At 66.2% G+C, this 25,501-nt stretch carries 18 protein-coding genes; 7 read left to right on the top strand and 11 right to left on the bottom strand.

Annotated features, from left to right (window positions below):
• Positions 1-6: 6 nt before the first annotated feature.
• Positions 7-1,851, bottom strand: coding sequence for a translational GTPase TypA (typA, locus tag sphst_RS04885; protein WP_031393418.1), 1,845 nt, complete (start codon positions 1,849-1,851; stop codon positions 7-9).
• A 260-nt stretch (positions 1,852-2,111) separates the two neighbouring features.
• Between typA and sphst_RS04880 the strand changes: the two genes are divergently transcribed.
• The 4 genes from sphst_RS04880 (at position 2,112) to sphst_RS04865 (ending at position 4,950) form a co-directional block, all read left to right on the top strand.
• Complete coding sequence (locus sphst_RS04880) at positions 2,112-3,335, top strand: toxic anion resistance protein (RefSeq protein ID WP_031393419.1); 1,224 nt, start codon at positions 2,112-2,114, stop codon at positions 3,333-3,335.
• A gap of 3 nt (positions 3,336-3,338) precedes the next feature.
• Positions 3,339-4,052, top strand: a complete 714-nt coding sequence (locus sphst_RS04875; protein ID WP_107045241.1) for a hypothetical protein — start codon at positions 3,339-3,341, stop codon at positions 4,050-4,052.
• A 155-nt stretch (positions 4,053-4,207) separates the two neighbouring features.
• Positions 4,208-4,582 carry a hypothetical protein gene (locus tag sphst_RS04870; protein WP_031393114.1) on the top strand — a complete coding sequence of 125 codons (375 nt, stop codon included), beginning with the start codon at positions 4,208-4,210 and terminating at the stop codon, positions 4,580-4,582.
• A gap of 89 nt (positions 4,583-4,671) precedes the next feature.
• Complete coding sequence (locus sphst_RS04865; protein ID WP_031393113.1) at positions 4,672-4,950, top strand: DUF3297 family protein; 279 nt, start codon at positions 4,672-4,674, stop codon at positions 4,948-4,950.
• A 122-nt stretch (positions 4,951-5,072) separates the two neighbouring features.
• On the opposite strand, the gene sphst_RS04860 is transcribed toward sphst_RS04865, so the two are convergent.
• The 7 genes from sphst_RS04860 to sphst_RS04830 all read right to left on the bottom strand — a co-directional run bounded on the left by sphst_RS04860 (position 5,073) and on the right by sphst_RS04830 (position 17,821).
• Complete coding sequence (locus tag sphst_RS04860; RefSeq protein WP_031393112.1) at positions 5,073-6,941, bottom strand: ABC-F family ATP-binding cassette domain-containing protein; 1,869 nt, start codon at positions 6,939-6,941, stop codon at positions 5,073-5,075.
• Between the two features lie 130 nt (positions 6,942-7,071).
• Complete coding sequence (locus sphst_RS04855) at positions 7,072-7,869, bottom strand: LytR/AlgR family response regulator transcription factor (RefSeq protein ID WP_031393111.1); 798 nt, start codon at positions 7,867-7,869, stop codon at positions 7,072-7,074.
• Positions 7,866-9,008 (bottom strand): sensor histidine kinase, encoded by a 1,143-nt coding sequence (locus tag sphst_RS04850; protein ID WP_051916213.1) that lies wholly within the window; start codon positions 9,006-9,008, stop codon positions 7,866-7,868. The genes sphst_RS04855 and sphst_RS04850 overlap by 4 nt, the downstream gene beginning before the upstream one ends.
• 161 nt (positions 9,009-9,169) lie before the next feature.
• Positions 9,170-12,568, bottom strand: a complete 3,399-nt coding sequence (locus sphst_RS04845; protein WP_107045240.1) for a TonB-dependent receptor — start codon at positions 12,566-12,568, stop codon at positions 9,170-9,172.
• A gap of 215 nt (positions 12,569-12,783) precedes the next feature.
• On the bottom strand, positions 12,784-14,928 hold the full coding sequence (gene ligA, locus sphst_RS04840; protein ID WP_107045239.1) for an NAD-dependent DNA ligase LigA: 2,145 nt from the start codon (positions 14,926-14,928) through the stop codon (positions 12,784-12,786).
• 41 nt (positions 14,929-14,969) lie between these two features.
• Positions 14,970-16,634 (bottom strand): DNA repair protein RecN, encoded by a 1,665-nt coding sequence (gene recN / locus sphst_RS04835; RefSeq protein ID WP_107045238.1) that lies wholly within the window; start codon positions 16,632-16,634, stop codon positions 14,970-14,972.
• A gap of 218 nt (positions 16,635-16,852) precedes the next feature.
• Positions 16,853-17,821, bottom strand: a complete 969-nt coding sequence (locus sphst_RS04830) for an outer membrane protein assembly factor BamD (protein WP_107045237.1) — start codon at positions 17,819-17,821, stop codon at positions 16,853-16,855.
• Positions 17,822-18,057: 236 nt separating this feature from the next.
• Between sphst_RS04830 and sphst_RS04825 the strand changes: the two genes are divergently transcribed.
• Positions 18,058-18,882, top strand: a complete 825-nt coding sequence (locus tag sphst_RS04825) for a phosphoheptose isomerase (RefSeq protein ID WP_031395027.1) — start codon at positions 18,058-18,060, stop codon at positions 18,880-18,882.
• On the opposite strand, the gene sphst_RS04820 is transcribed toward sphst_RS04825, so the two are convergent.
• Positions 18,858-20,438 (bottom strand): glycerol-3-phosphate dehydrogenase, encoded by a 1,581-nt coding sequence (locus sphst_RS04820; protein ID WP_234387386.1) that lies wholly within the window; start codon positions 20,436-20,438, stop codon positions 18,858-18,860. The two genes, sphst_RS04825 and sphst_RS04820, sit on opposite strands and share 25 nt — an antisense overlap.
• A gap of 92 nt (positions 20,439-20,530) precedes the next feature.
• On the opposite strand from sphst_RS04820, the gene glpK reads away from it, so the two are divergent.
• Complete coding sequence (gene glpK, locus sphst_RS04815; RefSeq protein ID WP_107045235.1) at positions 20,531-22,024, top strand: glycerol kinase GlpK; 1,494 nt, start codon at positions 20,531-20,533, stop codon at positions 22,022-22,024.
• Between the two features lie 17 nt (positions 22,025-22,041).
• On the opposite strand, the gene sphst_RS04810 is transcribed toward glpK, so the two are convergent.
• Positions 22,042-22,422 (bottom strand): hypothetical protein, encoded by a 381-nt coding sequence (locus sphst_RS04810; RefSeq protein WP_031395863.1) that lies wholly within the window; start codon positions 22,420-22,422, stop codon positions 22,042-22,044.
• Positions 22,423-22,739: 317 nt separating this feature from the next.
• Positions 22,740-24,068, bottom strand: coding sequence for an MFS transporter (locus sphst_RS04805; RefSeq protein ID WP_031395864.1), 1,329 nt, complete (start codon positions 24,066-24,068; stop codon positions 22,740-22,742).
• 319 nt (positions 24,069-24,387) lie between these two features.
• Here sphst_RS04805 and sphst_RS04800 point away from each other — a divergent pair, with 319 nt between their 5' ends.
• Positions 24,388-25,500, top strand: coding sequence for a ubiquinol oxidase subunit II (locus sphst_RS04800; RefSeq protein WP_420894097.1), 1,113 nt, complete (start codon positions 24,388-24,390; stop codon positions 25,498-25,500).
• Position 25,501 lies beyond the last annotated feature (1 nt).

The following is a 25,501-nucleotide window of genomic DNA, read 5'->3' as shown; positions in this document are numbered from 1 at the left end:
CCAGGCTTACGCGCTCTGCTTAGCCCGGCTCGCGCGCTTGCGCTCGTTCGCGTCGAGGAAGCGCTTGCGCAGACGGATCGACTTCGGCGTGACTTCGACCATCTCGTCGTCGTCGATGTACGCGATCGCCTGCTCCAGCGTCGCACGCTTCGGCGGGGACAGGCGGACCTGGTCGTCCTTGCCGCCGCTCGCGCGGAAGTTGGTCAGCGCCTTGGTCTTCATCGGGTTGACCTCGAGGTCGTCCGGCTTGGCGTTCTCGCCGACGATCATGCCCTCATAGAGTGCCTCGCCGTGACCCACGAACAGGATGCCGCGCTCTTCGAGCGGACCGAGGGCATAGTTGTTCGCTTCGCCCGACCCGTTCGAGATCAGCACGCCGTTCTTGCGGCCTTCGATCTGGCCCTTGTGCGGACCATACTTCTCGAACAGCCGGTTCATGATGCCCGTGCCGCGCGTGTCGGACAGGAATTCACCGTGATAGCCGATCATCCCGCGGCTCGGCGCCGAGAAGGTGATGCGGGTCTTGCCACCGGTCGACGGACGCATGTCGGTCAGTTCGGCCTTACGGATGTTCATCTTCTCGACGACGGTGCCCGAATGCTCCTCGTCGACGTCGATGATGACGGTCTCGTACGGCTCGGTCTTCTTGCCGTCCTCGTCCTCGCCGAACAGCACGCGCGGACGCGAGATGCCGAGCTCGAAGCCCTCGCGGCGCATCGTCTCGATCAGCACGCCCAGCTGGAGCTCGCCACGACCGGCGACTTCGAAGCTGTCCTTGTCGGCTGCCTCGGTCACCTTCACGGCGACGTTCGACTCGGCTTCGCGGAACAGGCGCTCGCGGATCATGCGCGACGTCACCTTGGTGCCTTCACGGCCCGCCATCGGCGAATCGTTCACGGCAAAACGCATCGACAGCGTGGGGGGATCGATCGGCTGCGCGTGCAGCGGCTCGGTCACCGTGATGTCGGCGATCGTGTCGGCGACGGTCGCAACCGAAAGCCCTGCGAGCGAGATGATGTCGCCGGCCTTGGCTTCGTCGACCGGCACGCGGTCGAGGCCGCGGAACGACATGATCTTGGACGCGCGACCCGTCTCGATGATCTTGCCGTCGTTATCGAGCGCGTGGATCGCCTGGTTGGTCTTCACGGTACCCGAATTGACGCGACCGGTGAGGACGCGGCCGAGGAACGGATCGCGATCGAGCAGCGTGACAAGGAAGGTGAACGGCACGCCGGCAACTTCCACGGCGGGAGGCGGCACGTGCTTCACGATCGTCTCGAACATCGGGATCAGCGTGCCTTGGCGCGCGTCCATGTCGGTCGAGGCATAGCCGTTGCGGCCCGAAGCATAGAGCACCGGGAAATCGAGCTGGTCGTCATTCGCGTCGAGCGACACGAACAGATCGAACACTTCGTCGAGCACTTCCTGGATGCGCGCGTCGTTACGATCGACCTTGTTGACGACGACGATCGGCTTCAGGCCGAGGGCCAGCGCCTTGCCGGTGACGAACTTGGTCTGCGGCATCGCGCCTTCCGACGAATCGACCAGCAGGACGACGCCGTCGACCATCGACAGGATGCGCTCGACTTCGCCGCCGAAATCGGCGTGGCCGGGCGTGTCGACGATGTTGATGCGGATGCTCTCGCTCTCGCCCGGGGGCGTCCAGTCGACCGAGGTCGGCTTGGCGAGAATCGTGATCCCGCGCTCCTTTTCGAGGTCGTTGGAATCCATTGCGCGCTCTTCGACACGCTGGTTGTCGCGGAAGGTGCCGGACTGGCGGAAGAGCTGGTCGACCAGCGTCGTCTTGCCGTGATCGACGTGCGCAATGATCGCCACGTTGCGGAGGCTCATGGGAATGCTTTCGGTTTGGACGGAATTTGCAGGCGCGCTTAGCGTTTATTCCGCGATGCGGCAAGTTTGGCGTTTCGATTGCCGCCCGAATGGTTCCCCGCTGCCGGAAAAATCGCCGATCGCGAGCCTGTTTCGGGGTGGCCCGCGCCAGTCTCCGGGCGAGCCGCCAAGACGATTGCGTGGCTTGCGTGTATTATCTAGACACCACAGTTGAATGCGGGTGTCGTTCCCCTAGGATGCGGCACCGATTGGAGGATTGCATGGCGACGACACCCGAGACGCTGACGACCGAGCCTGGCCTGGTCCTGACGCCGCCCGACCCCGTGCCGACTGTCTCCGCGACGAAGGCCGCCGGGCTCGTGCCGGTCGATGCGGGAGTGAAGTCGCAGCTCGATGATCGGGTCGCCGGCTTTGTCACCGACCTCGTCGCGCAGGACGTCAACAGCCCTGAATTCGGCAAGCGCGTCGATGCGATCACCGCGATGGGGGCGAAGGAAATCCGCGAGGCGGCGGTCCAGTCGAACCGGTTCCTCGATCGCCCGGTCCGCGCGATGGATCAGGAAACCGGCGTCGGCAAGGATCTGGCGGAGCTGCGCCGCGTCGTCGAGGATCTCGATCCCGGCAAGAAGGGCAACCTGACCGCGCCACAGAAACTGTTCGGGATCATCCCGTTCGGCGGCAAGATGCGCAATTATTTCGACGGCTACAAATCATCGCAGACCCATATCGCGCAGATCCTGAAGAGCCTGTCGTCGGGCAAGGACGAGCTGCTGATGGACAATGCCGCGATCGATACCGAGCGCGCCAATCTGTGGGCGGCGATGGGGCGGCTCGAACAGATGATCCATCTGTCGAAGACGATGGATGCGAAGCTCGAGGATGTCGCGAATGATCTCGACCACAGCGATCCGGCCAAGGCCAAGGCGATCCGCGAGACCGCGCTGTTCTACACCCGCCAGCGCACGCAGGATCTGCTGACGCAGATGGCGGTCACCGTGCAGGGCTATCTCGCGCTCGACCTGGTCAAGAAGAACAATGTCGAGCTGGTGAAGGGCGTCGACCGCGCCTCGACCACGACCGTGTCCGCGCTGCGCACCGCGGTGACGGTCGCGCAGGCGCTGACCAACCAGAAGCTGGTGCTCGAACAGATCACCGCGCTCAACACGACGACCGCGAACATCATCGACTCGACCGGCAAGCTGCTGAAATCGCAGACCGCGCAGATCCACGAGCAGGCGGCTTCCGCAACCATCCCGCTCGAGACGCTGCAACGCGCGTTCCAGAATATCTACGACACGATGGACGCGATCGACGTGTTCAAGCTGAAGGCGCTCGACAGCATGAAGACCACGGTCGGCGCGCTGTCGAACGAGGTCGACAAGTCGCGCGGTTACATCGCGCGGGCGGAGGGCGCCACCCAAGGTCAAAATGGGGGGCAGCTGGGCGGCCCGTCGCCGAGCGCGTTCAAGCTGGAGGCGATGTAAGGCGTGAGCGAAGTCGACGACGCCATCGCCAGCGCGCGTGCCTCCTGGTCGCGGATATCGGACGACCGCGGCGCCGTCGGCGCGGTGCGGCTGCCGACACGGGGGCGGACGCGCCGGACTCAGACGATCGGTAAGAGGCTGACGCGGATCGCGATCGCCGACGTCGCGATCCTTATTGCGGCGATGGTCATCGGCTGGATCGTCCCGCTCGGGATCGGCGGTTTTATGTTGGTCACGGCGTTGTTGGTCGCGGCGACATTGCTGTTCGCGGTGTGGCCCGCCGAGCGCGCGCCGACGCCCGAGCGGCTCGCATCGGTCGATATCAAGGCACTGCCGCGGCAGACCGAGCGCTGGCTCGAAGCGCAGCGTCCCGCCTTGCCCGCGCCCGCGGTGACCCTGGTCGACCGGATCGGCCTGCGGCTCGAAACGCTCGCGCCGCAACTCGCGCGCTTCGCCGACGACGCGCCCGAGGCGATCGAGGTGCGCAAGCTGGTCGGCGAACAACTGCCCGCGTTCGTCAAGGATTACGAACGCGTGCCCCAGGCGCTGCGTACGACGCCGCGCAATGGCCGCACACCCGATGCCGAACTCGTCGCGGGGCTGTCGCTGATCGAGCAGGAGATCGGCGAGATGACGCAACGGCTCGCGCAGGACGATCTCGACACGCTGGCGACGCGCGGTCGCTTCCTCGAGATGAAATATCGCGACGAGACCTAGCCGGCCGTCATGGCGGGGTGGGGATGCTCTGCACGCCGTTAAACCTCAGCTTAACAGCACATTCCGCTTCGGTTCAGCCCGACTCGGATAGAACGGGACCACGGTCGCGGTTCATGCGTTTGCTTCATGCGGACCGGACGTAGAGGAGGTTCCCGATGAACGGATTGATGAAGAAGGCAGGTCTCGGCATTGCGCTTGCGGCGACCGCGTTGACCGCGGCAGCGCCAGCCGATGCGCAGCGTTGGGGTCGCGGCTATCGCGGCGGCGGCTGGGGTGGGTATCACCATCGCGGTGGCGGCAATGTCGCGGGCGCGGCGGTGCTCGGCGGTATTCTGGGGCTCGGCGTGGGTGCAGCGATCGCGAGCAGCAACCGCGACCGCTATGTCGATCGCGGCTATTATAACGGCGGCTATTATGACGGTCCGCCGGTACGGACCTATTACCGCCAGGATTATCGCCCGCGGTGCTGGAGCGAGTGGCGGGTCGATCCCTATTATGGCGATCAGGTCCAGGTGCAGGTCTGCAGCTGATCTGATCTGACGGAAAACGCGGCGTCGGGAACAATCCCGGCGCCGTTTTTTTGTGGCGCCACCCGCCCGCTTGCGGCTAAGCGCGCGCGATGACCGACACGCCCCCAGATCGCCTTTCGACCAACCATCGCAGCCCGTTTTTCCAGCAGGAGCTGCTGGAGCGCGGGATCGGCATCCGCTTCAAGGATGGCGTGCGCCACGACGTCGAGGAATATTGCATCTCCGAAGGCTGGATCCGCGTCGCGCTCGGCAAGAAGGTCGATCGCAACGGTAACCCGCTGACGCTGAAGCTCTCGGGGCCGGTCGAGGCATGGTTCGAGCGGCCTGCGGCTTCGGACGGGGCTACGGACGACGCCGACGAGGGCTAAGCCTCGCGTTCACGAAACCTACCCCGTCATCCTGGGCTTGACCCAGGATCCAGAGTCACAGGCGCCACCCTGCGTAACTCTGGATCGTGACTTTCGTCAGGATGACGGGGAAGGGGCGTGGCTTACGCTGCCACGCCCTCCAGCGCCTCGCTCGCCTCGAGCCACTTGGCTTCGCTTGCCTCGAGCTTCGCATTCACCTCGGCGCGGCGCTTGCTGAGATCACCCATCGACATCCGCGAGAAGCGTGGCTCGGCATTGGCCGGGTCGACCATCGCGCGGTCGATCGCGTTGCGTTCCTTGGTGAACTTGGCGGTCTGCTCCTCGACCTCGCGCAGCGTCTTGCGCAGCGCCGCGTCGTTGCTCTTGGCCTCCGCCGCGGCCTTCTTGCCCGCCTTCTTGTCGGCCTTCGACGCCGCATCGCCCTTGCCGGCATCGCCCTTCAGGACGAACGCGATGTAATCGTCGAGGCTGCCGTCGAATTCCTTCGCCGTGCCGCCATCGACCAGCACGAGCCGGTCGGCGGTGAGTTCGAGCATGTGACGGTCATGGCTGACCAGCACGACGGCGCCGGTATAGGCGTTGAGCGCCTGCACCAGCGCCTCGCGCGCGTCGACGTCGAGATGGTTGGTCGGCTCGTCGAGGATCAGCAAATGCGGCGCGTCGCGGGTGATGAGCGCGAGCGCGAGCCGGGCGCGCTCGCCACCCGACAGCTTGCCGACCTTGGTCGTCGCCTTGTCGCCGGAAAAGCCGAACCGGCCAAGCTGGCCGCGCACCGCGGCGGGCGTCGCGCCCTTCATCAGATGCGCCATATGCTCGATCGGTGTATCGTGCGGATCGAGTTCCTCGACCTGATACTGGGTGAAATAGCCGACCTTCATCTTGTTCGACGACGCCATGTCGCCGTCCATCGGCGTCAGCTGCGCGGCGAGCAGCCGCGCAAGCGTGGTCTTGCCGTTGCCGTTGCGCCCGAGCAGCGCGACCCGGTCGTCGGGATCGAGCCGCATGTTGAGCCGCTTCAGGATCGGCACGTCCGCATAGCCGACCGTCGCCATGTCGAGCGTGATCAGCGGCGGGCGGAGCTCGGTGGGGTTGGGGAAGCCGAACGAGAGCGTCGGATCATTGTAGCTCTCGGCGATCGGCTGCATCTTCGCGAGCATCTTCTGGCGCGACTGGGCCTGCTTGGCGGTCGAAGCGCGTGCGGAATTCTTCGCGATATATTCCTGGAGCTTCTCGCGCTGCACCGCCTGGTTGGCGCGTGCCGCCTCGATCTGCGCCAGACGCTCGGCACGCTGGCGCTCGAACGCGTCATAGCCGCCGGGATAGAGCGTGATCTTGCCGCCCTGCAGATGCAGGATGTGATCGACGACGTTGTTGAGGAAATCGCGCTCGTGGCTGACGACGACGATCGTCGCCTTGTAGCTTTTGAGGAAGTCCTCGAGCCACATCACCGCCTCCAGATCGAGATGGTTCGATGGCTCGTCGAGCAGCAGCAGGTCGGGCTGCGAGAACAGCAGCGCGGCGAGCGCGACGCGCATCTTCCAGCCACCCGAGAAGCTGTCGAGCGTGCGGGCCTGCATCTCCTCGTCAAAGCCGAGGCCGAGCAGGATCTGCGCCGCACGCGCGGGCGCGGTATAGGCGTCGATCGCGATCAGCCGTTCGTACACGTCGCCCAGCCGGTCGGGATCCTCACTGGTCTCGCTTTCGAGCATCAGCGCGGCGCGTTCGAGATCGGCCTCGAGCACGGTCTCGAACGGGGTCTTCACGCCGTGCGGGGCTTCCTGCGCCAGATAGCCGATGCGAGCGCCCTTTGGCATGTCCGCGGAGCCGTCATCGGGCTCCAGCTGCCCTGCGATCACGCGCACCATCGTCGACTTGCCCGCGCCGTTGCGGCCGATCAGCCCGACGCGGCTGCCCGGCGGCAGCGCCGCACTGGCGCCGTCGAGGATAACGCGTCCGCCGAGGCGCACCGTAATATTGTTCAGGTTCAGCATGGCCGCGGGCGTTAGCAGATGCAGCATGGTTTTGCGAGGGGGCGGGCGAGGCGGGGCAGCGCCGATCGCGGGGCGGCGCCTCTCGCCCTCCCGTCATCCTGACGAAAGTCAGGATGACGGGAGGGATGAATCAGTGGACGAAGCGCGCCACCACGTCGCGATAGGAGCGCGACACCTTCACGCTGGCACCCGAATTGAGCACCAGGAAGCATTCGCCATTGGTATGCGGCTTCACCTGCTTGACGAGGTCGAGATTCACTATTGTCGAGCGGTGCACGCGCTGGAACCGGCGCGGGTCGAGGCGCTTCTCCAGATCCTTCATCGTCTCACGCAGGATCAGCGTGTTGTCGCCGGTGTAGATGCACATGTAATCGCCGGCCGCGTCGATCCGCTCGATCGTGTCGACATCGACGCGGAAGATCTGGCCGCGATCCTTGATGTTGATGAGCTTTTCGAAGCGGTTGGCGGACACCGCATCGCCGTCCGGCATGTCGGCCGCCGCATCGGGGGCGACGTCGGCGAGCACTTCGCGCAGACGGTCGACCTCCTCGACGCCACGCTTTTCCGAGAGGCGCTGGCGGACGCGTTCGATCGTGTCGGCGAGCCGCGATTCCTCGACCGGCTTCATCAGATAATCGACCGCCTGCGCCTCGAACGCGCGCAGCGCGTGGTCCGAATAGGCGGTGACGAACACGAACAGCGGTGGTTCGACCTCCATCAGCCCCTGGACGACGGAGAAGCCGTCAAAGCCGGGCATCTGGATATCGAGGAAGACGAGATCGGGCTTGTGCGTCTTGATCGCGCGAATCGCCTCGCGGCCGTTCGAGCATTTTTCGATGATCTCGACGTCTTCATGCGCCTGGAGGCGGAGTTCGAGCCCCTGGATCGCCAGCGGCTCGTCGTCGACGAGAATGGTACGGATGGTCATGCGGCCTCTCTGTTCACGTCTTCAAGCTGGTAGGGAATCTCGATCTCGACCGAGAAGCCGCCAGCGGGCGTGGAGCGGGTTTCAAAACGATGGTCGGGGCCATATGCCTGCGCCAACCTGTCTCTAATATTAGCGAGCCCGACGCCTGTTGAAAGGCTTGGACTGATCCGGCCCTCGATCAAGCCCGGTCCGGTATCGGATACGGCGATCTGCACCCGTTCCCCGGCCAGCCGCACCGTGACGCAGATTTCGGCGCCTTCCTCCTGCGGCGTGACCGCATATTTGATCGCATTCTCGACCAGCGGTTGCAGCAGAAGCGAGGGCAGGCGGGCGCGCTCGGCGCGCGGGTCGATGTCGAATTTGGGCCGCATCCGGTCCTCGAACCGCATCTTCTCGATCTCGAGATACAGCTTCAGCGTCTCCATCTCCTGCGCGACGGTGACGTGCGCGGTCGGCTCATTGGCCAGCGTGTAGCGCAGGAACGACGACAACCGCGACAGCATCGCGTTCGCGCGCTCGGTCTGTTTGAGCAGCACGAGCGTCGAGATCGAGTTCAGCGTGTTGAACAGGAAATGCGGGTTCAGCTGATAGCGCAGCATCGCGAGCTGCGCCGAGGAGGCCTGATTCTCCAGATGCTGCATCTGATCGATCTGCTCCTCGACGATCAGGTAGAAGTTGATCCCGAAATACAGCGCCGACCAGCCTGCCAGCGTGACGAAGTTGAGGAACACGAAGCCGAGCATGCGGGTGATCGTGATTCCCGGCGTCGCGGTCTGGATGAACGAGAAGGAAAAGGCGTCGAGCACCGCATAGAGAAACGTCGCCGCCGCCAGCGTGGCGATCGTCAGGAACAGCCCGATCACGCGCGGAATGCGGCGGTAATAGCCATAGAGCGTCGAGAGCAGCAGCGTGATGCAATAGCCGACGATCGCCTCGATGATGACCGGGATGATCGAGGTAAGCGTGAGGCCATTCGACACCGACGACACGCCGCGCAGCATCAGATAGCCGCTCCAGCCGACCGCCTGCAGCGTCCAGAACGCACGCGCCTTGTTCTCGAAAAACGGCCGTGCGGAAAAGGGCAGGCGGGGGGGCGTGCCGGGGGGCTGGGTGGAAGACGGGGCGGGAGAGCTGGCCATGGTTAGCCGCGGTCTTACACGCGGGCGGCGGCGGGCGCAAAAGCGCTTGCAGCTCCAGGAGATTTTCGTGCCAGCGGCGAAGGGCCGGTGACCAGACGCGAAAGGGCCGCCGTTTCCCATCTGGAAACGGCGGCCCGGTCGTCACGTCGAGGCGATAGGGCTCAGAAGCTGAACCGTGCGCCGACGCGGATCGAGTAGAGCGACTGACGCGCGTAGATCGTGTCCGACGGTGCCGTGCTCGGTGCCGTGTAGCGATACTGCGCGCATCCTTGGCTCGTGTTCGCCGTCAGCGCCGCGGCGGGGGTAGCGCCATTTGCTGTCGGCGCCTGAACGCACTGCACGCGAACTGCCGGTATCGTGTATGGGAACTGATATTCGCGAACTTGACCCCAGTTTTTGTTCAGAAAATTCGTGATATTCTCGATATCCGCGAACAACTCGATCCGGCTTTTGCCGACGAAGGTCGGAATCTCCTGGCCGATGTGCAGATCAAACCGGGTAAACCATTTCGAGTTGAAGCCATTACGCGGCGCAATCTTGCCGCGATACTTGGCGAGCCCAGTTGAGTTAATCAGCGTGTCGAGGTTGGCCTGAGTTTGCGCCGCGGTCTGTGTTACCACGCCGTTCACGACCGTATCGCCATAGCTCACCAGCGCGTCGGTCGTGCTCGTCGGCACGTACAGCAGATAGCGTGATGCGTTGCCGATCGTCCCGAACACCGATGAACGCCCGGTCGACACTTCCTGCATGGTGTAGCTGTACGGACGGCCGATGCGCGTCTCGCCGAACAGCGTAAAGTTGGTCTTGTAGTCACCGAAGAAGGCGTGGTTGAAGCTGACGTTGTATTTGAGGTTGTGCTTCACCTGGTCGTTCGAGATGCCATAGGCAGCACCGTTCGCATCAAGGAATCCGCCGTTTCCATAGTTGGACGATGCAGTCGACGACGTCGCCGGCGCCTGGTCCTTGATGTTCTGGTAGGAGTAGCTCACGCCGACGTTCAGACCAAAATCGAAGTCCTTGTTGACCCGGGCAACGCCGATATAGCTCCGGCCGCGTGTTGTGTTCGTCAGGAACAGATCCGAGTTGGTGTCCCCGAAGCTCGTGAGCGAGGCATAACGGACGCGACCGTCAGGCGTACGCAGCGCCGTCGGCGCAACGCGAAGATCGGTGAAGAACACTTGGTTGCGGACGTCCGACCACAGGAAGTCGGCACCGAAGTGCCAGCCATTCCCAAACGTGCCACCCCAATTTGGATCGAAGTCCGCTGAGAGCGTGCCGCGCCACTGCGAAGGCACCTTGAAGTTCGGGTCGAGCGCGTTGGTCGGCGAAAGCTGGCTGACAGAGGCGTTCGTCAGGACTGCATTCGCCTGCGCCGGGATGGTCTCGCCATTTACGTTGGTCAGGATCGCTGCGCCGGTCGTATTGCCCGCCGCGCCGGTGAAACCGGGTACCAAGTAGCTGTTGTTGTTGTTCTGGCGGATATCGACAGCGTTGGTCAGGAAGCCGGTGTTCGAGAAGCTGTTCGACACATAGACGTCGGGCGAGCCGCCCGAGAAGATGCCAATGCCGCCGCGGAACGATAGCGCCGACGCAGGCTTGAAGTCGAATCCGACGCGCGGCTGGAACACGCCGCGACCCGAAATATAAGCTGTGTTCGGGAAGTTATACCGGCCGAGGAAAGCCGAGTTAAGTTCTGGACGGCTGTCGCCGCCGAAGAGGTCGTATCGCGCGCCATAGGACAGCGTCAGGATGTCGGTGACCCGCCACGTGTCCTGAACGCCGAACGTGTAGGACTGATAGCGGAACCGTGCCGCCGCGTTGACGGGATCGAGCGACGGAACCGCGTTCGCGTAGCGCAGGCGCTGCGCATTGCCCGCAGCAAAGTCGGCCAGCGAATCGAAGTAGTAGTTGCCGTCCGGCGACGCGGAGCTCTGTTGCAGGAATGCGTTGTAGATTTTGCTGTCCGAGAACTCGGCAAACACGCGAAGGTCGTGGTCGTCGCGCGTCAGGCGACCCTGGACGAGGCCGCCATAGGTGCGGCTCGTCAGCTGGTTGACCTGGCGCGAGATGTCGGGACCGAATGAGACGTTGCCAAAGCCGGACTGGCACGCCGTCGACAGATCGTTTGCTGTGCCGAGGCCGCCCGACCGGTCGGACGTCGGCGCGGTGCAAACTTGCATCTGCGCGAACCCGCGACCCATGATCGGGTCCTGCCCGCGCTTATAGTCCTTGTAGAACCCGCGGATTTCGGTCGAGAACTCGTCCGTCCAGTCGCTGTTGAGCTGCGCGACGCCCGTGTGTAGCCGGTTCGACGAGATGTACCCGTTCGACTCCAGGCCAAGGCCCGGCGTGCCCGTAACGAAGGTGTTCTGCCCGATCTGGATCGAATCTTTGGTGTACATGTACGTGACCGAGGCGCGCTGCGTGTCGGACAGGTTCGCATCGAAGCGTGCAACTAGGCGATCGTCGCGGTCGTTCGAATCCTGCAGGATGCCGCCCGTGTCGTAGCCATAGCGTGCCTGCGCGATCCGCTGGATCTCGGCAACCTGGGTATCGGTGATGTTGGGGACGACCGTACCGGCGTTGGTGCCGGCAGTGCCCTCGACGATTGGCGTGTTTGCGCGGATGCGCTCGCCCGCGATCATGAAAAACAACTTGTCCTTGATGATCGGGCCGGACAGTTGCGCTCCGAAATTCTCGTACTTGAAGTCGGGGATGTTGACGCGACCGGTCGGCACGCCGGGGCCGGCCTTGGTCCTCTTACCCGTCAGGCCGTCGTCCGAATAAGCGTAGAAACCCGTGCCGTGGAACTCGTTGGTGCCCGACTTCAGGATGGCGTTAATCGCGCCGCCCTGAAAATTGCCCTCGCGCACGTCATACGGTGCGACCTTGGTCTGGAACTGGCCGATCGCATCGAACGGAATGGGCGAACGGCGGGTCGGCAGGCCGTCGGGGTTGAGGCCGAAATTGTCGGTGACCGGCACGCCGTCGACCGAGAAGCGGTTGAAGCGCGCATTCTGGCCCGCGAATGAGACGGCGCGGCCGCCTGTGGGACTGTCGTCGAGGCGCGCGAACGGATCGCGGCGCATCAGGTCGCGGACGTCGCGGTTCAGCGAGGCAACCGAGCCGATCTGCTCGGCGTTGAGCACAGTTGCGGGGCCCTGGCTGACGTTGCGGGCGCGCGGTAGCGACGATGCGGTAACCACGATGTCATCGCCGCCATCGACTGCAGCGGCGAGCTCGATCGGCAGTTCATAGGACTGGGCGACGGTGGTTTGAATGTCGGTGATCGACGTTTCGGGATAGCCCGCCGCGGTGACCGTGACCGTGAACGGGCCACCCACGCGCAGACCGCCGGCGTTGAAGTTGCCCGAGGCGTCGGTCGTCTGCGTCGAGCGCGAACCCGACGGCACGTTCAGGATCACCACCGTCGCGCCGGCTACGGGCGCGCCATTGGCGGAGACGGTGCCGCGGATCGAGGAGGTCGTCTCCTGCGCGGACGCGGCCATCGGCGCGATCAGCGCAATCGCCGCCGCACCCAGGAAAAGGTTGTTACGCATTTGAAATGTCCCCTTTGAGCTTATGCTCGAGATCCGCGATGTATCGTTCGGTCAGTCGCGCCCCTGCGCTCCAAATATTTCGGTTCCATGACATTGGCGAGTCGCGAGTTGCGCCGGACGCACTCCGTCATATTGCGTTGCAAAAAAGCCACGGCCCGGCATCGATTGGTCCGCCACGGAACCAATCTCGATCAAGTGCGTGAGGCGTTGCGCGTTCAGCTCGCCGCGACGATCGCCGCCCATTCCGCCTCGGTGATCACGCGGATCCCGAGGTCGGTCGCTTTCTTCAGCTTCGACCCCGCGCCGGGGCCGGCGATGACGAGGTCGGTCTTGGCGGAGACCGACGCCGCGACGCGCGCGCCGAGCAGCTCGGCCTGCGCCTTGGCCTCATCGCGGCTGAGCGTCTCGAGGCTGCCGGTGAAGACGAGCGTCTGGCCGGTGACGTCCGAATCGCGCGTCTCGTGGATGACATCGAGCGGGGTTACCTCGCGGAGCAGGTCGAACACGACCGCGCGGTTGTGCGGCTCGGCGCAGAAGCCGATGAGCGCGTTGGCGACTTCGGGGCCGAAGCCCGCCGTCTCGATCACCCCGACGAGCAGCTTGTCGCGGCGCAGGACATATTTGCGCTCGGGCTCGCCGATCACCGGCGTGATGCTGTGGTACAGGAACACCGCGCGGCGCAGCATGCTGCCGAGCGCCTTTGCCGAGCGATAGCGGCGGGCGAGGTCGCGTGCGGTGATCTCGCCGACATGGCGGATGCCGAGCGAGAAGAGGAACCGGTCGAGCGCGATCTGGCGGCGCGCGTCGATCGCCGCGATCAGCTTGGCCGCCCAGACGCGACCGTCCTTCTTGCGCGCGACCAGCTGCTCCTCGGTCAGGCGGAAGATGTCGGCGGGCGATTCGATCAGGCCATCGCGGAAGAACGCCTCGACTAGGGTCTGGCCGAGCCCGCCAATGTCGAAGGCGTGGCGCGAGGTGAAATGGATGAGCCGCTCGACGCGTTGTGCGGGGCAGATCAGCCCGCCGGTGCAGCGATAGACGACCTCGCCCTCCTCGCGCTCGGCGGCCGACCCGCAATCGGGGCAGAGCCGGTCGAAGACATAGGCGGGGCGATCCTCGGCGGCGGTCAGGCTCTCGACGATCTGCGGGATGACGTCGCCCGCGCGCTGGACGAGGACGCGGTCGCCGACGCGGACGCCGAGCCGTTCGATCTCGTCGAAATTGTGGAGCGTCGCGTTGGTGACGACGACGCCGCCGACGGTGACGGGATCGAGCCGCGCGACCGGGGTCAGCGCGCCGGTGCGCCCGACCTGGATGTCGATCGCGTTGAGCGTGGTCTGCGCGCGCTCGGCAGGGAATTTGTGCGCGATCGCCCAGCGTGGTGCGCGCGCGACCTGGCCGAGTCGCGCCTGCCAGTCGAGCCGGTCGACCTTGTACACGACGCCATCGATGTCGAAGGGCAGCTCGGCCCGGCCCGCCTCGATTGCACGGTAGATTCCGAGCGCGCCCCGTTCATCCTCGACGCGCGCGAAGCCATCGGCAACCGCGAAGCCCCAGGCGCGGAACTGATCGACGATCGCGGACTGCGTCTCCCCGGGGACCGCGCTCGCCTCGCCCCAGCCATGCGCGAGGAAGCGCAGCGTGCGTTCGGCGGTGATGCTCGCGTCCTTCTGGCGGAGCGAGCCGGCGGCGGCGTTGCGCGGGTTGGCGAACTGGCGCGCCTCCTTGCCGGTCCGCTCGGCGTCCGCGAGCAGGCGGGCGTTGAGCGCGGCGAAATCGGCCTTCGCCATGTACACCTCGCCGCGGATCTCGAAGACCGCGGGGTAGGGCGGCTCGCCGCCGAGCGTCTGCGGGATGTCGGCGATCGTGCGGACATTGGCGGTGACGTCCTCGCCGACCTGGCCGTCGCCGCGGGTGAGCGCCTGGACCAGCCGGCCGTCCTCGTAGCGGAGCGAGCAGGACAGGCCGTCGATCTTGGGCTCGGCGGTGAGCGCGACAGGGGCGTCGTCGGCGAGTTTCAGGAAGCGACGGACGCGTCCGACGAACTCCTCGACCTCCTCGTCCGAAAACGCGTTGTCGAGGCTCATCATCGGTTTGGCGTGCGCGACCTTCGACAGGTGCCCGGCGGGGGCAGCACCGACGCTTCGGCTCGGCGAATCGGCGCGGACGCTCGCGGGGAAGGCAGCCTCGATCGCGCTGTTGCGGCGAACCAGCGCGTCATAGTCCGCGTCGCTGATCTCGGGCGCGTCGTCGGTGTGATAGCGCGCATTGTGATAGGCGATGCGCTCGGCGAGCGTCGTCAGCTCGGCGGCGGCCTCCGCTTCGGTGGCGGGCAGGGCGGACGTGGGCAGCGCAGTCATGATCGCGGGGTTAGGCAGCTGCCCCGCGCGCGGCAAGAGTGTCAGGCGGTTTCGAGCAGTCGTTCGGCCTGTGCGCGCGCTTCGTCGGTGATCGTCGCGCCCGAGAGCATCCGGGCGATCTCCTCGCGGCGTTCGGCCTCGTCGAGCGCGCGGACGCCGGTGCGGGTGACGGTGCCGTCGTTGCTCTTGGCGATCAGCAGATGCTTGGCGCCGCGCGCCGCGACCTGCGGGCTGTGCGTGACGACGAGCAGCTGCGTGCTCTGCGCGAGGCGTGCGAGTCGCTCGCCGATCGCGCTGGCGACAGCGCCGCCGACGCCGCGGTCGATCTCGTCGAACACCATCGTCGTTGCGCCGCCTTCTTCCGCGAGCGCGACCTTGAGCGCGAGGATGAAGCGCGACAATTCGCCGCCGCTGGCGATCTTGGTGAGGCCGGCGAAGGGCGCGCCGGGGTTGGTCGAGATTTCGAACTCGACACGGTCCTTGCCCGCGCCCGACCAGCCCTCCTCGCCGAGCGGGGCGCAGACGGTGCGGAAGCGGGCGGCGTCGAGTTTCAGCGGCGCGAGCTCGCCCGCGACCGCGGTGTCGAGTCGCAGCGCGGCCTTGGCACGCCGGGCCGAGAGCGCGTCCGCAGCCTTGTCGTAGGCTGCGCGCGCCTTGGCAAGCGCTGCCTCGAGCACCGCGATACCGCCTTCGCCCGCGTCGAGTCGTTCGAGCCGGGCGCGCATCTCATCGGTCAGCGCGGCGAGGTCATCGGGCTGGACGCGGTGCTTGCGTGCCATCGCGCGGAGTTCGAACAGCCGCGCCTCGTCGTCCTCGAGGCTGCGCGGGTCATAGGCGAGGTCGATCCGCGCATCGCGCATCCGCTCCTCGGCGACCGATCCCTCGATCACCGCGCGGTCGACCGCGGCGAGCGCGTCGGCGAGCGCGACATGATCGCCCGAAATCCGTTCGAGCACACGCGCGGCCTGACGCAGCTTGGCGAGCCCGCCATCCGACCCTTCGAGATAGTCGTCGATCGCCGACAGGTCGTCCGCGATCTTCTCCGCGCGCTGCATCGAGCGGCGGGTATCGGCGAGTGTTTCCTCCTCGCCGGGTTCGGCGCCGAGCGCGGTCAGTTCGGCGACGGTGTGTTCGAGCCAGTCGCGATCGCGCGCCGCGCTTTCGATATCCGCGCGGGCAGTGGCAAGCGCATCCTCGGCCTCGCGAAGCGCGGTCCACGCGCGTGTCGTCGCGGCGGGTTCGGTACGGCCGAAAATGTCGAGCAGCGCGCGGTGGCCGCGCGGGTTGAGCAGGCCGCGCTCGTCATGCTGGCCATGAATCTCGACCAGCGTCGGCGCCATCTCGCGCAACAGACCAGCGGAGGCCGGCTGGTCGTTGACGAAGCCGCGGCTGCCGCCATCGGCCTTGACGATGCGGCGGATGATCAGCGGTTCGCCCGCTTCGATCGCCAGCCCGTTCTCATCGAGCAGCGCCATCAGCGGCGTGCCGGGGGCGGGCGGATCGAAGGTCGCGGTGACCACCGCCTGCGCAGCGCCATGCCGGACCAGTCCGCTGTCGCCGCGGCCGCCGAGCGCAAGCCCGAGCGCATCGAGCAGGATCGACTTGCCCGCGCCGGTCTCGCCGGTCAGCACGCCGAGCCCCGGGCCGAAGCCGAGGTCGAGCGCCTCGATCAATACCACGTCGCGGATGGAGAGTTCTGTCAGCATCGGTTCGTCCCTTAGACGATCCGGATGCGAAAATGATCCCCCAATGTTCTGGTTCGTCAGTGGGGCTAGGGGCCGTCCGTTCTTTCCAAGCGCGCGACGCCAATCGTCATCCTGACGAACGTCAGGACCCAGGGTAACGAGCGTGCCGTTAATGGCTCTGGGTCCTGACTTTCGTCAGGATGACGTTGCTCGGGGGACGGGGCCGAGCCCCTACGTCCTTAGTTGCCGGGCGTGGTGCGCGTGGTGCCGGCTGGGCCGACCGGGCCCGACCCGCCTGCCGCAGCGGAACCAGAGCCGCCATTGCCGGGCGATCCCGGGATTGCCGGGGTCTCGCCGAGGCCAGCGGCGGGGAGCGCGCCGGGGGTGCCGGCGGGGACGATCTGCGCGCCCGTCGCGATCGGCGCCAGCGGCTTGACCGGATGCTCCTGCATGAGCTTGTACGCGCGCTGATACCAAGGCGTGCCCGGATAGTTGCGACCCAGCACCGCCGCGGCCTTCTCGGCCTCGACCGGGACGCCGAGCGCGAGATAGGTCTCGGTCAGACGCATCAGCGCCTCCGGGGTATGCGTGGTCTGCTGATACTGGTCGATCACGGTGCGGAACCGCCCGTTCGCCGCGAGCCACTGGCCGCGCGTCTCGTAGAAGCGACCGATCTCCATCTCCTTGCCGCCAAGGTGATCGTTGACGAGATCGATCTTCAGCCGTGCATCCGACGCATAGCGCGTGTTGGGATAGCGCCGTGTCAGTTCGCCCAGTGCGTCGAGCGCCTGGCGCGTGATCTTCTGGTCGCGCGTGACGTCGGTGATCTGCTCGTAATAGCCCAGCGCGATCAGGTAATAGGCATAGGGCGCGTCGCGGTTGCCCGGGTGGACCGCGATGAACCGCTGCGCCGACTGGATCGACTTGGTATAGTCGGTGTCGAGATAATAGCTGAACGCGCTCATGATCTGCGCGCGGCGGGCCCAGATCGAATAGGGATGCTGGCGCTCGACTTCGTCGAACAGCTGCGCCGATTCCTTGTAGCGCCCCTGGTCGAGCCGCTTCTTCGCCAGCGAGTAGAGCGTGCCCACGTCGCGCGCGACATACGGGATGTCGGTGGAGGTGCGCGAACTCGCGCACCCGGCCATGGGGAGCGCTATGGCGGCGAGGAGCGCGATCGAGAGCGCGCGAGACTGGGGGATACGCATGGACGTCGTCCTTAGCGTAACCGGGGGCACGCGAACAATCCCCCCTAGCGAGGGGGTTTGGAGGCGTCTGAAGCAGCGGCCTTCGGCGCGGTCTATTCAGCCACAATTCACCGGTTGACGGGCGCGATACGCCGGGCGCGATGCCGCGTCGACGACGGGACATTCCCGGCGTCTCGCCAGTTGGGCCCCGGGGCGCTATGTCGCGCCAGTCCGCCAGCCTTGAGAAGGAACGTTTGATGCCCGCCACCCTGCTTCACACCCATCGTGTCGAGAAGCCCTGGGGACGCCACACGCTGTGGCCCGGCTTTGACGATCCCGCCCCCGGTGCACCGGCGATCGGCGAGGTCTGGTTCCAGGAACCCGGCGACACGACCCCCGATCTGCTGATCAAATATCTGTTCACCAGCGAGAAGTTGTCGGTGCAGGTCCATCCCGACGACGACCAGGCGCATGCGCGCGGTCTGCCGCGGGGCAAGGACGAGTGCTGGACGGTGCTGGCCGCCGAACCCGATTCGACGATCGCCGTCGGTACCAAGGCGCCGATGTCGCGCGACGACCTGCGCGCGGCCGCGATCGACGGCACGATCGAGGACAAGCTTTACTGGAAGCCGGTCAAGGCGGGCGATTTCATGTACTGCGCCTCCGACACGATCCATGCGATCGGCGGCGGCCTGACGGTGATCGAGGTCCAGCAGAATTCGGAAACCACCTATCGCCTCTATGATTATGGCAGCGACCGCGAACTACACCTCGACGACGGCATCGCGGTCTCGGATCCGGTGCCCTATCAGCCGATCACGTCACCGGGCGTCGTCTCCGAAGGTCGGACGATCCAGGTCGAAGGCCCCAAGTTCGTGCTCGAGCGCTGGACCGGTGGCGAGCATGCGGTGACCCTGCCCGAGGGGCGGACCGCCTGGCTGATCCCAATCACCGGATCGGGCAGCGTCGCGGGCGTCGCGTTCAAGGCGGGCGAGTGCGTCACCGTGACCGGGTCAGAGCGGATCGAGGCCAGCGACGATGCCGACCTGCTGTTCGCCTATGCGGGCGACACGCGGATCTGATCGGGCGCTGCGGCGGGGGGCGGTGCGCCTCCCGCCGCCGCATCGATGCGATCGGCCAGATACGCGTCGATCCGTGCAGCGGCGTCGGCTGGTACGTGCAGCCCGAGCTTGCTGCGGCGATACAGGATATCGTCGGCCGACCGTGCCCATTCCTGATCGACGAGATAGTCGATCTCGGCGGCATGAAGCCCAGCGCCGAAATCCTCGCCAAGCTCGGCGGTCGTCCGCGCCGCACCGAGGATCCGGTCCACCCGCGTCCCGTAGGCGCGGCCGAGTCGGCGCAGCAGTGCGGCCGGCAGGTCGGGGTACGCCCGGATCAGCGCTTCGAGATACCGGTCGAAATCGCTCTCGGGCAGATCGCCACCGGGCAGCGCGACCGTCGCGGTCCAGCTTTTTGTCAGGTCCGTGTTTCGATCGGGGAAGAAGGGGGCAAGCTGCGTCATCGCGTGCTCGGCGAGCTTGCGATAGGTCGTGATCTTGCCGCCCAAGATGCTCAGCATCGCCGCGCGATCCTCCGCGGCGTCGAGATCGAGCACATAGTCGCGTGTCACCGCCGACGCACTGGCCGCATGATCGTCATAGAGCGGGCGGATCCCCGAATAGCTCCACACGATGTCGGCGGGGGTGATGCCACGCTGGAAATACCGATCGATGGTGTCGCACAGATAGGCGGTCTCGGCGGCGTCGATCGTCGCTGGGCCGGGCGCGCCCTGCCAGGCCTCGTCGGTGGTGCCGATCAGCGTGAAGCGACCTTCATAGGGAATCGCGAAGACGACGCGCTTGTCCGGGTTCTGCAACAGCAGGGCGTGATCGCCCGCATAGAGGCGCGGGACGACGATGTGGCTGCCCTTGATGAGCCGGACGCCGCGGTCGCGGCGCGAATCGGGGACCTTCCCCAGCACATCGGCGACCCAGGGCCCAGCCGCGTTGACGAGGACGCGGGCGGTGACGGTGCGCTCGCCCTGCGCATCGGCGATCGTCGCGGACCAGCCGCCGTCCCGGCGGGCCGCCGCGACCAGCCGGGTTCGCGTCAGGATCGTCGCGCCGCGCTCTGCCGCGTCGCGCGCGTTGAGCACGACCAGCCGGCTGTCCTCCACCCAGCAATCCGAATAGACGAAGGCGCGCGTCGCGCCGGGTTTCAGCCCGTCGCCCAGCGGATCGCGGTCGAGGTGCACGGTCCGCGTCGCGGGCAGGATCTTGCGGCCGCCCAGATGGTCGTAGAGGAACAGCCCGAGCCGGACCATCCAGGCGGGACGCGGTGAATGCGTCTGCGGCAGGACGAACTGCAGCGGCCAGATGATGTGCGGCGCGATCGCCAGCAGCCGCTCGCGTTCGATCAGCGCCTCACGCACCAGCCGGAGCTCGCCATATTCGAGATAGCGCAGCCCGCCATGGATCAGCTTGGTGCTGGCCGACGAGGTATGGCTGGCCAGATCGTCCTGCTCGACCAGCAGGACCGACAGCCCGCGCCCGGCGGCATCGCGCGCGATCCCGGTGCCGTTGATGCCGCCACCGACGATCAACAGGTCGACGTCGAATTTCGCGGGCGTTTTCATCATCGTCTCCCGTTTACCACCGCGGGCCGACCGGTGGCTAGCCTCGACGCGGGGCGGTGGGGCGGCCTAGAGCGGTCGCAAAGGAGAGCCGCATGGGCCAAGCCACGCACGTCCTCGCGATCGATCAGGGTACGACATCGACGCGCAGCATCCTGTTCGATGCGACGGCCAGACCGGTCGCGACGGCGCAGCGCGAATTCGCGCAGCATTATCCGCGACTCGGCTGGGTCGAGCATGACCCCGAGGACATCTGGCGCGACACGCTGGCGACCGCGCGCGAGGCGATCGCACGCGGCGGCGTGGCCGCGCGCGACATCGCGGCGATCGGCATCACCAACCAGCGCGAAACCGTCGTCGTCTGGGACCGCGCGACGGGCACGCCGATCTACCCCGCGATCGTCTGGCAGGACCGCCGCACCGCGGATGTGTGTCAGAGCCTGAAGGCCGAGGGCGCGGAACAGATGGTCCGCGACAAGACCGGCTTGCTGCTCGATCCCTATTTCTCCGCGACCAAGATCGCGTGGATCCTCGACACCGTGCCGGGTGCGCGTGCGCGCGCGGACAAGGGGCAGCTCGCCTTTGGCACGATCGACTGTTTTCTGCTGTGGCGGCTCACCGGCGGCGCGGTGCATGCGACCGACGTGACCAATGCCGGGCGCACGCTCCTCTACGACATTCGCCGGCAGGACTGGGACGATGCGCTGTGCAGATTGCTGCGCGTGCCACAGGCGATGCTGCCCGAGGTGCACGACAACAGCCATGTGTTCGGCACGACCGCACCGGGGTTGTTCGACGTCCCGATTCCGATCGCGGGAATGGCGGGGGATCAGCAGGCGGCGTTGTTCGGCCAAGCCTGCTTCGCGCGCGGCATGGTCAAGTCGACCTATGGAACAGGATGTTTCATGCTGCTCAACACCGGTGACACGGCGATCGCGTCCGACCACCGGTTGCTGACCACGCCCGCCTATCGGCTGAACGGGCAGATGACCTATGCGCTGGAGGGATCGATCTTCGTCGCCGGCGCGGCGGTCAAGTGGCTGCGCGACGGGCTCGGCGTGATCACCAGCGCGCACCAGACGCACGACATGGCGACCGAGGTTCCCGACAGCCACGGCGTCTACATGGTCCCCGCCTTTGTCGGGCTGGGCGCGCCGCACTGGGATCCCGACGCGCGCGGGCTCATCACCGGGCTGACGCTGGGCGCGACGGGCGCGCATCTCGCACGCGCCGCGCTTGAGGCGGTCGGCTATCAAACGCTCGATCTGGCGCAGGCGATGGTCGCGGACGGCGGCGCGGCGCCCGCGACGCTCAGGATCGACGGCGGCATGGCGGCGAACGACTGGCTGTGTCAGTTTCTCGCGGACATGCTCGAGACACCGGTCGAGCGGCCGACGCATCTCGAGACGACCGCGCTTGGCGCAGCGTTCCATGCGGGGCTGGCGACCGGCGTCTGGCCCGATCTCGATGCGTTGTCGCAGACGTGGCGGCGGGGGGCGTGTTTCGAGCCGCGCATGGCGACGAACGACCGCGCCGCGCTGATCGCCGGCTGGCACGCCGCGTTACGCAAGGCGCTCAGTACGGACTGACGATCGGCCGGGCCGCCTCAGGATGCGACGCGCAGACCCGTCACGCGCTGGACCAGGACTTCGATCTGGCCGCGATGGAACCCGGCGGCGAGGAACCGCTCGATCTCGGCGACCGGCAGCGCGAAGCCGTGGCGCCACGCATGGACCGAGAGCCGACGCAGCGCCTCGAGCCGCGGGTCGGCCAGCGGCGAGCGCTCGGACAGGCCGAAGATCGTCCGCAGTGCACGGTCCAGCCGTCCCGGCACCGCCAGGCTGCGCAGGCCGTCTTGCTTGGCAAGCATGATGACGTGCCATTCGAGCTGCGTGAACCCGGCCCGGCCTTCGGTCTGCGCGGCGCTGATCGTCGGCCGGCTGGCGACGGGGGCGGCGAACAGGTTGTCGAGGTCGAGATAGGCCATGGTCGGGTCTCTTCGGATGGACAAAGGGGCACGCGGCGAGGGTGCCGCGTGGGAACAGGTCGAATTGTGGTGCAGCGCTTCGGGGCGGCAGCAAAATCATCGGTCGGTGAAGACCGGAGCAGGATCCCAGGACCCCGATCGTCTTCGATACCGCTCGGTATAGTAAGCGCAGGCGGGCGTCAATCGCCTTTTGTACCGCCGGGTAGGGTTTCGACAGGGGCTGAAAACCGTAACGTCACCCGCCGCGGGGGCGGCGAGTGACGTCAGTCGGGCAGTCTTGGATCGGCGGGCAGCTTTAAGCCGGCCCGGGGGGTGGCTCAGCCCTCGTTGGCGCGCTTCGCCAGTTCCTTGTTCACGCCAAGCGCGATCAGCGTGCAGACCGCACCCGAGAACAGATAGGCGCCGCTGGCAGCGAGGCCGAGCTTGCTCGACAGGAGCAGTGCGGCGAGCGGGGCGAAGCCCGCACCGAACAGCCAGGCCAGATCGGTCGTCAGCGCCGACCCGGTATAACGGTGCGTCTTGCCGAGGCTGGTCGCGAGCGAGCCCGACGACTGGCCGAACGACAGGCCGAACAGCGCGAAGCCAACGATCATGAACACCCACTCACCGGTCGCGCCGCCGTCGAGCAGCATCGGCGCACCGATCGCGAACAGCGCGATCAGTACCGCGGTGCTGCCGAGCAGCGTACGGCGACCGATGCGATCCGCGAGCAGTCCCGACACGAGCGTCGCGCACAGGCCGATTGCCGCGCCGATCACTTCGATCGTCAGGAACCGGCCTGGCGTCTCGCGCGTGAACAGCACGATCCACGACAGCGGGAACACCGTCACCATGTGGAACAGCGCGAAGCTGGCGAGCGGGGCGAAGGCGCCGAGCACGATGGTGCGGCCTTCCGCGCGAATCGTGTCGAGCACGGGCGCCGGCTGCAGCGCACGTGATTCGAACAGCGTCGTGAACTCAGGGGTAACGACGAGGCGGAGACGGGCGAAGAGCGCGACGACGTTGATCGCGAAGGCCACGAAGAACGGATAGCGCCAGCCCCAGTCGATGAAGTCGGCGGCAGGCAGCGTCGCGACGAAGAAAGCGAACAGGCCGCTGGCCACCAGCAGGCCGAACGGCGCGCCAAGCTGTGGCAGCATCGCGTACCAGCCGCGGCGACCCTCGGGCGCGTTGAGCGAGAGCAGCGAGGCGAGACCGTCCCAGGCGCCCGCCAGCGCAATGCCCTGCGCGATACGCAGGATCGACAGCAGCACGACCGACCAGTTGCCGACCTGCGCATAGCCGGGGAGGAAGCCCATCGCCACAGTCGCCGTGCCGAGCAGGAACAGCGCGATCGTCAGCTTGGCGCTGCGGCCATAGAGCCGGTCGACCGCGATGAAGATCACCGACCCGAGCGGGCGTGCGATGAAGGCGAGCGCGAAGACCGCGAACGAGTAGATCGTCCCCTGCAGCCGGTCGACATAGGGGAAGACCAGCGTCGGGAAGACGATGACCGAGGCGATCGCATAGACGAAAAAGTCGAAAAATTCGGACGTGCGTCCGATGACGACGCCGATTGCGATCTCGCCCGGCGACACCTTTTTCCCGTGATCGTGAAGATCGCGGGCATCGTCTTCAAAAGACGTCGATGCGGCGTGTGCACTCATTCTCAAACTCGCTTCCGTGAGGCGGCTCGCCGCCCAATGGCCTTTTCGGACGGCGCACCGATCATACGCCTTTTCGTCGACTGCGGGCAGGGCCTTTCGGAGTCACACCGATAGACCTATCTCTGTCGCATCATGAGCGCCATGCCTTTGCTGCAGTGCGGCGCCCATTGGACAAATTGTCCACTATGGAATGATCTAACAGCGGCGTAGGGGCGAGTACATGACCGCCGAGCTATCGAATTCCAGGCCCCGATCCTGGCTCTTACGCGCAGCAGCCCTGCTGCCCGCGCTGTTGATCAGTGGATGCAACTGGGTCGTGATGTCGCCATCTGGCGATATTGCGGTGCAGCAGCGTGACCTGGTCCTCATCTCCACCGGGCTGATGCTCATCATCATCGTCCCGGTGATCGCGCTGACGCTGTTCTTCGCCTATCACTACCGGCAGACGAACAAGAGCGCGAAGTACGAGCCGACCTGGGATCACTCGGTCGGGCTCGAGCTTCTGATTTGGGGCGTGCCGCTGCTGATCATCATCGCGCTCGGCGCATTGACCTGGACCAGCACGCATCTGCTCGATCCCTATCGTCCGCTCGGCCGCATCTCGGCGCAGAGCGGCGATATCGGCGAGAACACGCCGGTGGGGCAGCTCGCGGGCAACCAGCAGACGATCACGGGCGGCAAGCCGCTCGACGTTCAGGTCGTCGCGCTCGACTGGAAGTGGCTGTTCATCTATCCCGAATACGGCATCGCCACGGTCAACGAACTGGCCGCGCCGGTCGATCGTCCGCTGCGGTTCAAGATGACCTCGTCCTCGGTCATGAACGCCTTCTACATCCCCGCGCTCGCCGGCATGATCTACACCATGCCCGGGATGGAGACGACGCTGCATGCGGTGATCAACAAGCCCGGCAATTACGAAGGCTTCTCGTCCAACTATAGCGGCGCGGGCTTTTCGGGCATGCGCTTCCGCTTCCACGGGGTGTCCGACGCCGGCTTCGATGCCTGGGTCGCGAAGGTCCGCAACGGCGGCGGCGGTCTGAACCGTGCGAATTACATGCAGCTCGAAAAGCCGAGCGAGAAGGTCCCGGTTCGCTATTTCGGCGGTGTTGAGAGCTCGCTGTTCAAGGCGATCGTCGAGCAGTGCGTGAAGCCCGGCAAGCCATGCATGTCGGACATGATGGGCAAGAACCCGCATGACGGCATGGCGATGCCCGGCGTCAATGGCGGCAGCGGGCCGCAGGACGCCGGCCCCCGACCCGAGGGCGGCTTGATGAAGGACGGCGACGAAAAGGGGAGCGGAAAACACTGGTCTGCGCCAGCCGACATAAAGCGCGACGGCGCCAACGCCGCGCCCGGCTCGCCTGCCAACCGCAATCACACCATGCTGACCCCCTCAACCATGCCGGGCTCGCGCCCCGTCGCGAACGGCTAGA

The organism is Sphingomonas sp. STIS6.2 (genome assembly GCF_000732685.2).
Classification (GTDB): Bacteria; Pseudomonadota; Alphaproteobacteria; order Sphingomonadales; family Sphingomonadaceae; genus Sphingomonas; species Sphingomonas aerolata.
This window is presented reverse-complemented; position numbering and strand designations above follow the sequence as displayed.